Annotated in this window: 16 protein-coding genes; 9 read left to right on the top strand and 7 right to left on the bottom strand. The window is 64.8% G+C overall.

Going from position 1 to position 12,429, the window contains the following annotated elements; translation table 11 throughout:
• The 4 genes from M7H45_RS05770 to M7H45_RS05755 form a co-directional block, all read left to right on the top strand.
• A partial coding sequence (locus tag M7H45_RS05770) for an aldehyde dehydrogenase family protein (protein WP_298215301.1) occupies positions 1 to 259 on the top strand: 259 nt, incomplete at its 5' end.
• A complete protein-coding gene (locus M7H45_RS05765) occupies positions 259 to 630 on the top strand; it encodes a DUF779 domain-containing protein (protein WP_298215300.1) in 372 nt (123 codons plus the stop codon). The genes M7H45_RS05770 and M7H45_RS05765, both read left to right, overlap by 1 nt.
• Before the next feature lie 43 nt (positions 631 to 673).
• Positions 674 to 1,075: a cytochrome c gene (locus M7H45_RS05760; protein WP_298215299.1), complete on the top strand. Its 402-nt coding sequence runs from the start codon at positions 674 to 676 to the stop codon at positions 1,073 to 1,075.
• Between the two features lie 92 nt (positions 1,076 to 1,167).
• Positions 1,168 to 1,626, top strand: a complete 459-nt coding sequence (locus tag M7H45_RS05755) for a CBS domain-containing protein (protein ID WP_298215298.1) — start codon at positions 1,168 to 1,170, stop codon at positions 1,624 to 1,626.
• Positions 1,627 to 1,637: 11 nt separating this feature from the next.
• On the opposite strand, the gene M7H45_RS05750 is transcribed toward M7H45_RS05755, so the two are convergent.
• On the bottom strand, positions 1,638 to 2,324 hold the full coding sequence (locus M7H45_RS05750) for a response regulator transcription factor (protein WP_298215297.1): 687 nt from the start codon (positions 2,322 to 2,324) through the stop codon (positions 1,638 to 1,640).
• Between the two features lie 93 nt (positions 2,325 to 2,417).
• Between M7H45_RS05750 and ribA the strand changes: the two genes are divergently transcribed.
• Genes ribA through lepA form a run of 3 tightly spaced genes read left to right on the top strand, consistent with a single transcriptional unit; the run spans position 2,418 to position 5,889 of the window.
• Complete coding sequence (gene ribA, locus M7H45_RS05745; RefSeq protein ID WP_298215296.1) at positions 2,418 to 3,542, top strand: GTP cyclohydrolase II; 1,125 nt, start codon at positions 2,418 to 2,420, stop codon at positions 3,540 to 3,542.
• Positions 3,535 to 4,029 (top strand): L,D-transpeptidase, encoded by a 495-nt coding sequence (locus M7H45_RS05740; protein WP_298215295.1) that lies wholly within the window; start codon positions 3,535 to 3,537, stop codon positions 4,027 to 4,029. Before ribA ends, M7H45_RS05740 begins: the two co-directional genes overlap by 8 nt.
• A gap of 54 nt (positions 4,030 to 4,083) precedes the next feature.
• Positions 4,084 to 5,889 carry a translation elongation factor 4 gene (gene lepA, locus M7H45_RS05735; protein WP_298215294.1) on the top strand — a complete coding sequence of 602 codons (1,806 nt, stop codon included), beginning with the start codon at positions 4,084 to 4,086 and terminating at the stop codon, positions 5,887 to 5,889.
• 21 nt (positions 5,890 to 5,910) lie between these two features.
• Here the strand turns inward: lepA and M7H45_RS05730 are convergent, their stop codons facing one another.
• Positions 5,911 to 6,915, bottom strand: coding sequence for a glycosyltransferase family 1 protein (locus tag M7H45_RS05730; protein WP_298215302.1), 1,005 nt, complete (start codon positions 6,913 to 6,915; stop codon positions 5,911 to 5,913).
• 34 nt (positions 6,916 to 6,949) lie between these two features.
• Positions 6,950 to 7,843, bottom strand: coding sequence for a UDP-2,3-diacylglucosamine diphosphatase (locus tag M7H45_RS05725; RefSeq protein WP_298215293.1), 894 nt, complete (start codon positions 7,841 to 7,843; stop codon positions 6,950 to 6,952).
• A 168-nt stretch (positions 7,844 to 8,011) separates the two neighbouring features.
• Here M7H45_RS05725 and M7H45_RS05720 point away from each other — a divergent pair, with 168 nt between their 5' ends.
• Entirely contained in the window at positions 8,012 to 8,884 is an 873-nt protein-coding gene (locus M7H45_RS05720) for a diacylglycerol kinase family protein (RefSeq protein WP_298215292.1), read from the top strand.
• Positions 8,885 to 8,954: 70 nt separating this feature from the next.
• Complete coding sequence (locus M7H45_RS05715; protein WP_298215291.1) at positions 8,955 to 9,935, top strand: malate dehydrogenase; 981 nt, start codon at positions 8,955 to 8,957, stop codon at positions 9,933 to 9,935.
• A gap of 70 nt (positions 9,936 to 10,005) precedes the next feature.
• Here the strand turns inward: M7H45_RS05715 and M7H45_RS05710 are convergent, their stop codons facing one another.
• The 4 genes from M7H45_RS05710 to M7H45_RS05695 form a co-directional block, all read right to left on the bottom strand.
• Positions 10,006 to 10,596, bottom strand: a complete 591-nt coding sequence (locus tag M7H45_RS05710; protein WP_298215290.1) for a nitroreductase family protein — start codon at positions 10,594 to 10,596, stop codon at positions 10,006 to 10,008.
• Positions 10,597 to 10,690: 94 nt separating this feature from the next.
• On the bottom strand, positions 10,691 to 11,386 hold the full coding sequence (locus M7H45_RS05705; RefSeq protein WP_298215289.1) for a CHAP domain-containing protein: 696 nt from the start codon (positions 11,384 to 11,386) through the stop codon (positions 10,691 to 10,693).
• A 353-nt stretch (positions 11,387 to 11,739) separates the two neighbouring features.
• Complete coding sequence (locus M7H45_RS05700) at positions 11,740 to 12,090, bottom strand: RidA family protein (RefSeq protein ID WP_298215288.1); 351 nt, start codon at positions 12,088 to 12,090, stop codon at positions 11,740 to 11,742.
• Between the two features lie 15 nt (positions 12,091 to 12,105).
• Complete coding sequence (locus M7H45_RS05695; protein WP_298215287.1) at positions 12,106 to 12,429, bottom strand: hypothetical protein; 324 nt, start codon at positions 12,427 to 12,429, stop codon at positions 12,106 to 12,108.

Here is a 12,429-nt window from a genome sequence, read left to right as displayed (position 1 = left end):
CATGGCCAATGACACGCTTTACGGGCTGGGCGCGGGGGTATGGTCGCGCGACGGCAACCGCGCCTACCGCATGGGGCGCGGCATCAAGGCCGGGAGGGTCTGGACGAATTGCTATCATCTCTATCCGGCGCACGCGGCCTTTGGCGGGTATAAGCAGTCCGGCATCGGCCGTGAGACCCATAAGATGATGCTCGATCACTACCAGCAGACTAAGAATCTGATGGTGAGCTACAGCCCGAAACCGCTCGGCTTCTTCTGATGAGCGAGACGCCGGCCCGGGTTATGGCCACCCAAGCCGCGCTGGATCTCATCGCCCGGCTGCGCGAGACGCATGGGCCAGTGCTGTTTCACCAGTCGGGCGGGTGCTGCGACGGGTCCTCCCCCATGTGCTACCCGGTGGGCGAGTATCTGGTGGCGCCGGATGACGTGAAGCTGGGCGAGATCGGCGGAGCGGAATTCTTCATCAGCCGCTCCCAATTCGAATATTGGCGCGCCACCCAGCTCATCATCGACGTGGTGCCGGGCATGGGCGGCATGTTTTCCCTGGAAAATGGGACCGGCTCGCGCTTTCTCACCCGCTCACGCATATTCACCGAAACGGAGTTGGCGGCGCTCGCGCTTGTCGCGTAATATCCAGCCGCCTGCCCTTCCGGTGGGCTGAGGAGAATAACGGATGCGTATAATTCACCGGGCGGGGTGGGCCGCCCTCGGCGCATTGCTTTCCGCGGGTTGCGCCATGGCCGCGCCCCCCAGTTACACCGCCGCCCAGGCTGGAGCGGGGGCCAGCCTCTACACCCAGCAATGCGCCATGTGCCATGGAGCGAATTTGGAGGGTGGGGCCGGCCCCGCTTTGGCGGGGTCAGCCTTCACCTCCCAGGGCCAGACGCTGGGCGCGGTCTTCAATATCCTCTCTACCCAGATGCCCGCGACCCAGCCGGGGGGCCTCACCCACACCCAGTATGAGGATCTGATGGCCTATATCCTGCAAAAGAACGGTTATCCGCCGGGTGGCGCGCCGCTGGCCTATGACCAGGCGAGGAGCAGCACCGCCAGCCTCACCCCGCCGGGCACGTGAGGATGACTGCGGCGGGCGCATTGATGATGATCAAAGCGAGAGCTGCCCCGCCCTGCCAAAGAGCCGAGTGACAACGCCAAGGCCAGAGGGACATGAAACAATCCGCCGCCGATATCATGACAACCAATCTCGTGGTGCTTCACCCGGGGGACAGCGTCCAGCGCATCGCCGCCGCCCTGGCCGAGCATCAGATCAGCGCCGCGCCGGTGGTTGATGCGGCGGGTCATTTGCTCGGCATGGTGAGTGAGGAGGATTTGATGCGCCCGCTCGGCACCCAGGAGGCGACGCGCCGCGCCTGGTGGCTGGAAATGCTGGCCGAAGGCGAGGCCCTGGCGCCCCAATTCACTAATTATCTCAAGCATCAGAGCCGCACGGCGGCGGATCTCATGACGCGCGAGGTGATCTCCGTGACGCCCGAGACGCCGGTGAGCGATATCGTCGATCTGCTGGCGCGGCATAAAATCAAGCGGGTGCCGGTATTGAAGGATGGCAAGCTGGTTGGCATCGTCAGCCGCGCCGATATCATCCGGGCCATGGCGCGGGATGAGTGAGGGCGTGGCGGTCAGGCGTTGAGCCGGTAGCCTCCGTTCACCGTGACCAGCAGGCGGGCGTTTTGCGGCTCCGCCTCGATCTTCCGCCGCAAGCGGTAGACATGCGTTTCCAGCGTATGGGTGGTCACGGCTTGGTTGTAACCCCAGACCGCGCCTAGCAATTCCTGCCGGGTCACTACTTTGGCGGCGCGTTGCAGGTAGCGCAAAATCGCCGTCTCCTTGTCGGTGAGGCGGATCTTGGCCCCCTGCGGGTCGATGAGCTGGCGCGCGCCGGGGCGGAAGCGGAAGGGGCCGAGGCCTGTCTCCGCCTCCTCCGCGCGGGCGAAGCTGCGCAGATGCGCCCGCAGCCGGGCCAGAAGCTCGTTGAGCCGGAATGGTTTGGTGAGACAATCATTGGCGCCGGCCTCGAGGCCGCGCACCATATCCGCCTCCTCGGTGGAGGCGGTGAGGATGATGATGGGTTCCCGCACCCCCTGCTCGCGCAAGGCGCGGCAGAAATCCCGCCCGTCGCCATCCGGCAATTCCGCGTCCAGCAGCAGGGCGTCATAATGGCCGCCGCCATGCAGCCGGGCCCGCGCCTCCGCTAGCGAGGCGGCTTCCTCGGGCGCGAATTCCCCATTCACGCGCAGCTGCTCGGCCAGCGCGCCGCGCAGCGCGGCGTCGTCATCCACCACCAGTACCGCGCGCGGCTCCACCATCCCTGCCTCCTCACAGCCGCGTGAACCTAGCGGGGTTCAGCCCCGGTGTCAGCCTCTCTGGCCAGAGGCCGCCGCTCTCACTATTTACAGGGCATGCCGATGCCTGCCTCTCCCTTGTTGCAAAACCCGCTCGGGACGCCCCGCACGCGGGCCGTGCACCGCGCCATCGCCGACGCCCGGCGGGGCGTGCCGGTGGTTCTGGCGGCACGCAAACCGCTGATCATCGCCCCTGCCGAGACGGTGGGGGCGGAGGGGCTGCGCCTGATCGATTTGCTGTCCCAGGGTGCCGCGGCGCTGCTGCTGGCGCCTTCCCGCGCGGCGGCGGTGCTGCAACACGACGTGCCGGAGACCGCCCCCGCCATAGCGCTCAGCCTGGCGCGCCCGCTGATCGACGCGGCGACGCTGAAACGCGCTGCCGACCCGACGATGGAGCAGATCCTTCCCAGTTTCACCATGACCGAAGCCCCGGAGGAGGCGCCGGCCGCGCTCGCCTTGGCCAAGCTGGCGCGGCTGCTCCCCGCCATGGTGGCCGCACCGGTGCGCCCCGGCTGGGCCAGCCGGCGGGAAGGGGCGGATCTGCTCACTGTTCCCGCCGCCGATCTGCTGGCCTATCCGCTCGAGCTGGCCTCGACCTTGACAAAGGTCGCGGAGGTGGCGGTGCCGTTGGACGCGGCGCGCGACGCCCGGCTGGTCGCCTTCCGCGCCCTCGACCAGGGCATCGAGCATATGGCGATTTTGGTGGGCGAGCCGGAACGGCAGGAGGCGCCGCTGGTGCGGCTCCATTCCGAGTGTTTCACCGGTGATCTTCTCGGCAGCCTGCGCTGCGATTGCGGGCCGCAATTGCAAGGGGCGATCGCCCGCATGGGGCGGGAGGGCCATGGCGCGGTCCTCTATCTCGCGCAGGAGGGACGGGGCATCGGCCTCATCAACAAGCTGCGCGCCTATACGCTGCAGGATGCCGGGCTGGACACGCTGGATGCCAACCGGGCGCTGGGCTGGCACGCGGATGAGCGCAATTTCCACATCGCCGCCGCCATGCTGGCCGCGCTGGGGATCAGCAAGGCCAGGCTGCTCACCAACAACCCCGAGAAGGTGGACTCCCTGCGCGCCTGCGGAATCGAGATCGTCGAGCGGGTGCCGCACGAATTCGCGCCGAACGGGGTGAACGACGCTTATCTGGAGACGAAGGCCCGGCGCTTCGGCCATCTCCTTGGTTGAATTCATCCTGCGGCAGGGCGCGCTGCGTGGCGCCGGGCTTGGCTTGCGCGCCGCGCATGGGCGCGGCGGCGTCACCGCCGCCAAGCGTGAGGGCGATGGCGCGACTCCCGCCGGCCTGCTGCGCCTGGTGCGGGTACTCTACCGGGCCGACCGCCTGGCCCCGCCCCGCTGTGCCGTGCCGCTGGAGCCGATCAGCCCCCGTGATGGTTGGTGCGACGATGCCGCTGACGCCGCTTATAACCGCGCCGTGCGTCTGCCCTGCGCCGCCCGCCATGAGGCGTTGTGGCGGGAGGATGGGGTTTACGATATCATTGGAATATTGGATTGGAATTTGGAGCCGGTGACGCCCGGGCGCGGCTCTGCGATCTTTCTCCATCTCGCCACGCCGGATTACGCGCCGACGGCGGGATGCATCGCGCTCTCCCGGCCCGATCTTCTGGCTGCCCTGGCGGCGGGGCTGAGCGCCATCCGGGTGGAGGCGCCCTAAGCCGCCGCGCCTAGCCCGATGACACGCCCACCTGATTTGCCGTAAAGACCCGCCATGACCGCCACGCCGCTCGAACTGATCCGCAATTTCTCCATCATCGCCCATATCGATCATGGCAAATCCACCCTGGCCGACCGGCTGATCCAATATTGCGGCGGTCTCTCGGCGCGGGAGATGACCGACCAGGTGCTCGATAATATGGAGATCGAGAAGGAGCGGGGCATCACCATCAAGGCCCAGACCGTGCGGCTGAATTACCGGGCCAAGGACGGCAAGACCTATGTGCTGAACCTTATGGACACGCCCGGCCATGTTGATTTCGCCTATGAGGTGAGCCGCTCATTGGCGGCGTGCGAGGGCTCGCTGCTGGTGGTGGATGCGAGCCAGGGGGTGGAGGCGCAAACCTTGGCGAATGTCTATCAGGCCATCGATGCCGGGCATGAGATCGTGCCGGTGCTGAACAAGATCGACCTTCCCGCCGCGGACGTGCCCAAGGTGAAGCAGCAGATCGAGGACGTGATCGGCATCGACGCCTCGGATGCGGTGGAGATCTCAGCCAAGACCGGCCTCAATATCGAGGGCGTGCTGGAGGCGCTCGTCACCCGCCTGCCGCCGCCCAAGGGTGATGCCCAGGCCGAATTGCAGGCCCTGCTGGTGGATAGCTGGTACGACCAGTATCTCGGCGTGGTGATTCTGGTGCGGGTGAAGAATGGCGTGCTGAGAAAGGGCCAGAAGATCCGCATGATGTCCACCGGCGCGGTGCACCCGGTGGAACAGCTTGGCGTCTTCACCCCAAAAATGCGGCCGGTGGAGGAGCTTGGCCCGGGGGAGATGGGTTACATCACCGCCGCCATCAAAACCGTGGCGGATTGCTCGGTGGGTGATACCATCACCGATGACCGCCGCCCGGCCCGGGCGCCGCTGCCTGGCTTCAAGCCATCGGTTCCGGTGGTCTGGTGCGGCCTCTACCCCGTGGTCGCGGATGATTTCGAGAAATTGCGCGACAGCCTCGCCAAGCTGCGGCTGAACGACGCCAGCTTCCATTACGAGGCCGAAACATCTGCGGCGCTCGGTTTCGGCTTCCGCTGCGGCTTTCTCGGCCTGTTGCATCTGGAAATCATCCAGGAGCGGCTGGCGCGCGAGTTCGATCTCGACCTGATCGCCACCGCGCCCTCGGTCGTCTATCATATCTTCAAAACCAACGGGGAGATGGTGGAGCTGCACAACCCGGCGGATATGCCGGACGGCTCGTTGATCAGCCATATCGAGGAGCCCTGGATCAAGGCGACGATCATGGTGCCGGATGAATATCTGGGCGCCATCCTCACCCTCTGCTCCGAGCGGCGCGGCCAGCAAGTGGATCTCACCTATGTCGGCAACCGCGCCATGGCGGTATACCGCCTGCCGCTCAACGAGGTGGTGTTCGATTTCTACGACCGGCTGAAATCGGTCAGCCGGGGCTATGCCAGCTTCGATTACCAGATGGATGGCTACGCCGAGGCCGATCTGGTGAAAATCTCCATCCTCGTCAATTCCGAGCCGGTGGACGCGCTTTCCTTCATCGCCCATCGCAGCCAGGCGGAGACGCGCGGCCGCGCGATCTGCGCCAAGCTCAAGGAGCTGATTCCCAAGCAGCTGTTCAAGATCGCCATCCAGGCCGCGATCGGCGGCCGCGTCATCGCCCGTGAGACGATCTCGGCCTTGTCCAAGGATGTGACCGCCAAATGCTATGGTGGCGATATCACCCGCAAGCGCAAGCTGCTCGAAAAGCAGAAGGAGGGCAAAAAGCGCATGCGCCAGTTCGGCAAGGTGGAAATCCCGCAAAGCGCCTTTCTCGCGGCGCTGAAGATGGACGCTTAAGAAGGCGGTTCGACCGGCGATTCAGGCCGGCTCGCGCGCCGGCACCAGATTATCCATGAACCGCTCGGCGCAGGCGCGCCAGGAAAACCGTTCCGCATAGGGGCGGCAGCGGGCGCGATCCACCTCCAGCGCCCTCAGGCAGGCCGCGCGCAAATCCTCATCCAGCGCCCCCACCGGCTCTGGCGCCTCGCCGAGAATATCCTTGGGGCCGGTGACCGGATAGGCGGCCACCGGCAGGCCGGAGGCCAGCGCTTCCAGGATCACGAGGCCGAACGTGTCGGTGCGGGAGGGAAAGACGAACACATCCGCCCCGGCATAGGCGGCGGCCAGCGCCGCGCCGTGGCGCGCCCCGGCGAAATGCGCGGCGGGGAATTCCCGCGCCAGGAGTTTGCGCTGCGGCCCGTCTCCCACCACCAGCTTGGATCCGGGCAGATCGAGTTCGAGAAAGGCGCGAAGATTCTTCTCCACCGCCACCCGCCCGACATAAGCGAAGATCGGGCGGGGTAGCGGCCAATCCTCGCGCGGCTGGGGATGAAAGGCGTCGAGGTCCACCCCGCGCGACCAGGGGCGGATATTGCGGAATCCCCGCGCCGCCAGCTCATCGCGCAGCGAGGCCGTGGCGACCATCATCCCCGCCCCGGCGCCATGGAAGCGCCGCAGCCAGGCATAGGTGAGGCGGGAGGGAATGTGGATGCGCGCCTCGACATATTCAGGAAAGCGGGTGTGGAAGGCGGTGGTGAAGCGCAGCCCGTTCCGCCGCGCATAGGCCCGCGCCGCCATGCCGAGCGGCCCCTCGGTGGCGATGTGCAGGGCGTCTGGTTGGAACGCCGCGATGAGCCGCGCCAGCTTGGCGCCCGGAAACAGCGCCAGGCGGATCTCCGGATAGGAGGGCAGCGGCACGGTGGCGAACCGATCCGGCCCCACCACCTCGACTGTTTTGCCCGCTTTGCGCATCTCTGCGCTCACTATGCGCAGGGTACGCACCACGCCATTCACCTGGGGCTCCCAGGCGTCGGTGACGATCATGACGCGGGTGAGGCCGGGGAAGACGGTCAGCGGTTCAGGCCCGGGCTGATACAGCAACGGAATGGGCCGGGCTTGGCGGGGAGCCGAATTCGCGCATGGTTTGCAGGGCGGCGGTTTGGGCGAGTTTTGCCGCCGGCCGGGCGAGCATGGAGAGCTTGCGCCGCGCCACCCAATCCACCAGCTCCAGCCGGCCGTCAAAATGCTCGACCAGGGCGGTGCAGCTTTCCACCCAATCGCCATCGTTGAGGTAGAGCACGCCATTGACCTGCCGCATCTCGGCGTGATGGATATGGCCGCAGACCACACCATCGAAACCGCGCGCCTTCGCGTCGTCGGCCAGCGCCGCCTCGAAACGGTCGATCGCCTTCACCGCCTCCTTCACCTGCAATTTCAGCCAGGCGGAGAGCGACCAGTAGGAGTAGCCGAGCCGGAGCCGGACCATGTTGAAATAGCGGTTGAGCGTCAGCGCCGCCGTGTAGGCCCAATCCCCCAGCAAAGCGAGGGCGCGGGCATGGCGGATCACGCTGTCGAATCCGTCGCCATGGGTGATGAGCAGGCGCTTGCCGTCGGCGGTGACGTGTTCCGCCTCCATTTGCAGCCTGACGCCGCAGACCTCCATGCCGGGGGTGATGTATTTGCGCAGCATCTCGTCGTGATTGCCGGGGACATAGACCACGCTGGTGCCGCCTCGCGCGGCTTTCAGCACCAGCCGCAGCGCCTCGTCATGGTGCTGGTCCCAGAACCAGGAGCGCTTGAGGCGCCAGCCATCGATGATATCGCCGACGAGGAACAGATGCTGGCAGGACGTTTGGCGGAGAAAATCAGCGAGAAATTCCGCCCGGCAGCCCCGCGTGCCCAGATGCACGTCCGAGATGAAGACGCTGCGATAGGCGGTTCGCGCCGGACGGGGAGGGCTGGATGCGTTCATGGCGAGGCAAATAAGCCGCCGCGCCGTGCCGGTGACAGTGAAGTTTCGGTGACGGAATCAGGGAAATCTTAAAATTTAAATGTCATTGAGGCGTCACGAACCCGCCATGCGACCGTCATTTCCGGCGGGCAATAAGGAGGTTTCCCTTTTCGCGCGGAGGCCGAGTCGTTGCTGATCATTTTCAATCCCGTAGCGGGGCGCCGGCGCGCGGCGGCTTTGTGGCGGGTTCTCGATCTGCTGGTGGAAAATGGCGTCAAGGTCGAGGTGGCGGAGACGCAGCATCCCGGCCATGCCCGCGACCTGGCCCTGCAGGCCGCGCTGGAGGGAGAAGCCATGGTGGTCGCCGCTGGCGGGGACGGCACCATTGCCGAGGTGGCGAACGGGCTGATCGGCAGCCAGACCGCGCTCGGTGTCATCCCCCTTGGCACCGCCAATGTTCTGGCGCGCGAATTCAAGCTCTCCCTCGCCCCCCGCGCCATCGCCAATGCCCTGGCCTACCGGCGTTGCAGGCGGCTCTGGCCGGGACTCGCGAAACTGCCGGGCGGAGAGCACGTCTTTGTGCAGATGCTGGGCCTCGGTTTCGATGGCGCGGTGGTTAAGGGGGTGAAGCCGCTCTTCAAACGGGCCTTCGGCAAGGGCGCCTATGTCTGGCAGTCCTTCTGGGAGAGCATCGCCTATGATTTTCCGCCGGTGCGGGTGAGCGTGGATGGGACGGCGCATCAGGTGGCGAGCGTCATCGTCAGCAAGGGCCGGCTCTATGGCGGGCCGTACCTGCTCGCCCCCCAGGCCCACCCAGAGGCGCCGGGGTTTCAGGTCGTGCTGTTCGAGAAACCCGGCACGCTGCCCGCTCTGATGGCGGGGGCGGCGTTGCCCCTGGGGTTGTTGCCGCGCTGCCCCGGCGTGCGGGTGATGAGCGCCACGCAGGTAGAATTCACAACGCCCGATAACCGCGTTTTTACCCAGGCCGATGGGGATTTTCTGCCCGCCACCCCCAGCCGGGTGATGAGCGCCTTGGCCCCGATTTCCCTGGTCGTCGGCTGATGGCGGCGGGGCTTGACGGGCTGGTCTAAGGTTCTATGGGGAACCTGCCCTCAAGGAAGGAGACCAAGCTATGAAATCCCCCGTGCGCGTCGCCGTTACTGGCGCGGCTGGCCAGATTGGCTACGCCATTCTTTTCCGGATCGCCAATGGCGATCTGCTCGGCAAGGATACGCCGGTCATTTTGAATCTCCTTGACCTGCCGCAAGCGCAGAAGGCCCTGACCGGCGTCATCATGGAATTGCAGGATTGCGCCTTTCCCTTGCTCGCGGGCGTCATCCCCACCGATGATCCCCGCATCGCGTTCAAGGACGCCGACATCGCCATTCTCATTGGTTCGCGCCCGCGCGGTCCGGGCATGGAGCGCCGCGATCTGCTGGCCGCCAATGCCGAAATTTTCAAGGTGCAAGGCAAGGCGCTGAACGATGTCGCCAAACGCGAGGTGAAGGTTCTGGTGGTTGGCAACCCAGCCAACACCAACGCCTATATCGCGATGAAATCCGCCCCGGATCTGCCGAAGAAGAACTTCACCTCCATGATGCGGCTGGACCATAACCGCGCGGTTTCCATGCTGTCCGAGAAGGCCAGGCTGCCCGTGACCGAAATCGAGAAGGTCGCGGTATGGGGCAATCACTCGCCCACCATGTATGCGGATTACCGTTTCGCCACCGCTGGCGGCAAGAAGCTCTCCGAGATCATCAATGACGAGGATTGGTACCGGAATGTCTATCTTCCCGCCGTGGGCAAGCGCGGCGCGGCGATCATCGAGGCGCGCGGCCTGTCCTCCGCCGCCTCCGCCGCCAATGCCGCCATCGACCATGTGCGGGACTGGGTGCTTGGCACCAACGGCAAATGGGTCTCCATGGGCGTCCCTTCCGATGGATCTTATGGGGTTCCCAAGGACGTGATGTTCGGCGTGCCCGTCACCTGCGCTCAGGGCGAATATCAGCGCGTCGAGGGCCTGCCGATGGATGAATTTTCCAAATCCCGCTTCGATATCACGCTGAAAGAGTTGCTGGAGGAAGAGGCCGCCGTGGCCGATCTTCTGAAGTAAAAGGGCTTCATTCCTATCAAAAAGGCTCTTCCGTGCCACACGGAAGAGCCATTTTGCCGGCCGGTCCGGGTTAAAATCCGCCCTCGAAGACGAATTCGGTGAGCGGTTTGCGGGGGCTGGGAGCCTCGCGGGCCTGCAGCTCGGGCGGCAGCAGGGTTTTGGGGCCGAGCCGGCCAATGGCGATGGCCGCCTCCACCCGGTGCCCCGGCGGCACCTTCAGTTCCGTGTAGACCCGGTCGAAATCCACCCCGGTCATGCCGTGGGCGTGCCAGCCCATGAAGGTTGCCTGGAGGGCGAGATAGGCCCAGGCCGCCCCGGCATCAAAGGAATGGCTGTGGGACGGGACCTGGGCGTCCTGTCCCGGCACCGACATGGTTTCGGAGGATACGACGAATAGGATGGCAGAAGCGGTTTTCACCCAGCTTTGATTGAATTCGTTGAGAAGGCGCAGGAACTTGTCCCAATGGGCATTGTCCCGCCGGGCATAGAGAAAACGCCAAGGCTGGGAGTTATAAGAGGAGGGCGCCCAGCGCGCCGCCTCGAGCATGGTGCGGAGCGTGTGCTCGGAAATTTCCTCGCCAGTGAAGGCGCGCGGGGACCAGCGCTCAAGAAAAACCGGTTCGATCGGATGGTCAGCGCTACGGGAATTGACGGTGGTCATGCATCCCTCCTTGGGTTGAGTAGCGACCGCCAGAGTAGCCAAGCTGGGAGGTGTTGGCAAAACCAAGGAAACCCGCAATATGGCGGGTTAGGATTTATTGCAGGTTGCGGTTCGGCGCCTGGCTGGCCAGCGGGCGCGCGGGCGGGGCCTCAGCGACCTCGTTGCGGCTGGCGCTGGAGGCGATGGTCATGCCCGTGTCGGGCCGGTTATAGATGAAGCCATAGGTGGGATAGGCGGCGCCCATCGTGCTGGAATCGCCGAGTTCCACCTTGACCTCGGTCCAATCATTATTCGCGGAGACATCCTGCACGGTCACATCATTGGTGATGCTGCCGCGCACCCAATTGGCTTGGGTCACGAGAATGGTGCGGGGGTCGAGCACCGCTGTCACCACCGCGACATGGCCAAGCGGCATCCGGCCGATTGAACGGAAATTCAGCACCGAGCCGACCTCCGGCTCATTGCCGCGGGCGTAGCGCCCCGCGGCTTGCGCCCACCAGAGAAACGCGTTGCCGGATAACTGGATGTGCGACACCTCGCGCGCATAAGGCACGCATTGCAAACCTGAATGACGATATTGGGCGGCGATTCGCTTGTGGCTTCTATGTCCGGAGGAGGCGTAATGATGATGGTTGTGGCTGGCGACGCGGGGCCGGACGGGGGTGCGATGCGGGGAGCTATGCGTGGTGCTGGCGGCAACATGATGGCCCGTTTTGCCATGCGCGCTCGCCGTATGAGTGGTATGGCTGTGGGTGGTTTGCGCAGCGGCAGGGGAGAAAGCGGCCATCATCGCCAATGATGCTCCCGCCAGCCATATGCGAAGACAGGCTCCCGTGCCGGTTTTTTTCTTAGACGTCCTATCTACCATTCCCCAGACCACCATCTGCAAGCGCTGTGACATCTGTGAAGCTGCTAAGGGTGGGGTGCGTGATATGCAATCCATTATTGCGGCAAAATTACCACAGAGACATGATTTTTTAGCGGAGACGAGCCGGCGCGCCGCGGAATAAGAAAATTTTCCTAAAAGACGGAACCGCAATTTTCTTTGCCGCTTCGCCTGGCTGGCTTTTAAAGCAGGCGAGTCGGGGGAGCTAAACCGCGTCTAATATACTAATTATTAATGATTCTCCGTTTGATGATGCTTCACCGACAGGCGGTGATCATAATCTCAACCAGATAATCGGGGCTGGCCAGCTTCGCTTCCACGCAGGCGCGGGCAGGGGCCTGGCCTGGCGGAAGCCAGGCGGCCCAGACAGTATTCATAGCTTCCCGATCCGCGATATTTTTAAGCCAGATATGCGCCTGGAGCAGGCGGGTATGGTCGGTGCCATGCGTTTCCAGCAAGGCGTCGATCTGTTCCAGCACATCCTTGGTCTGGGCGGTGATGTCCCCGGAGGGGTCCCGCGCCACCACCCCCATGGTATAAATGAAGCCATGATATTCCACCGCCTTGGCAAGGATGGGGGTGGCTTCGGTGCGGATAATGCGGCTCATGGCAGATACTCCCGTTCAGTCGACGATATGGGGGGTGACGGCGGGCGCCGTGTCTGGCGCGGGCGGTCCGCTCAGCGTGCCGTATTCCTCGCAATGAGCGATTTGGAGAGACCGGTCGTTTTCCGCGCCCAGGCGCTCTCCCTGAAAGACCTCGTTGGGGCCGCCATAGCGCAGCCCGTTTTGCAGGGTGCGGCCCTGTAGATTGAGCGTGCTATTCTGATAGGCTTGATCAGCGGCCTGGGTGCAGGCGGCCGCGTTCGCGGCGGCGGCCGGGCTTTGCGGATGGCTGGCGCAGGCAGCGAGCGGCAGCCCCGCCAGGACAAGGAAGCGGCGTCTCAC

Source organism: Acidocella sp., from assembly GCF_027352905.1.
Taxonomy (GTDB): domain Bacteria; phylum Pseudomonadota; class Alphaproteobacteria; order Acetobacterales; family Acetobacteraceae; genus Acidocella.
This window is presented reverse-complemented; position numbering and strand designations above follow the sequence as displayed.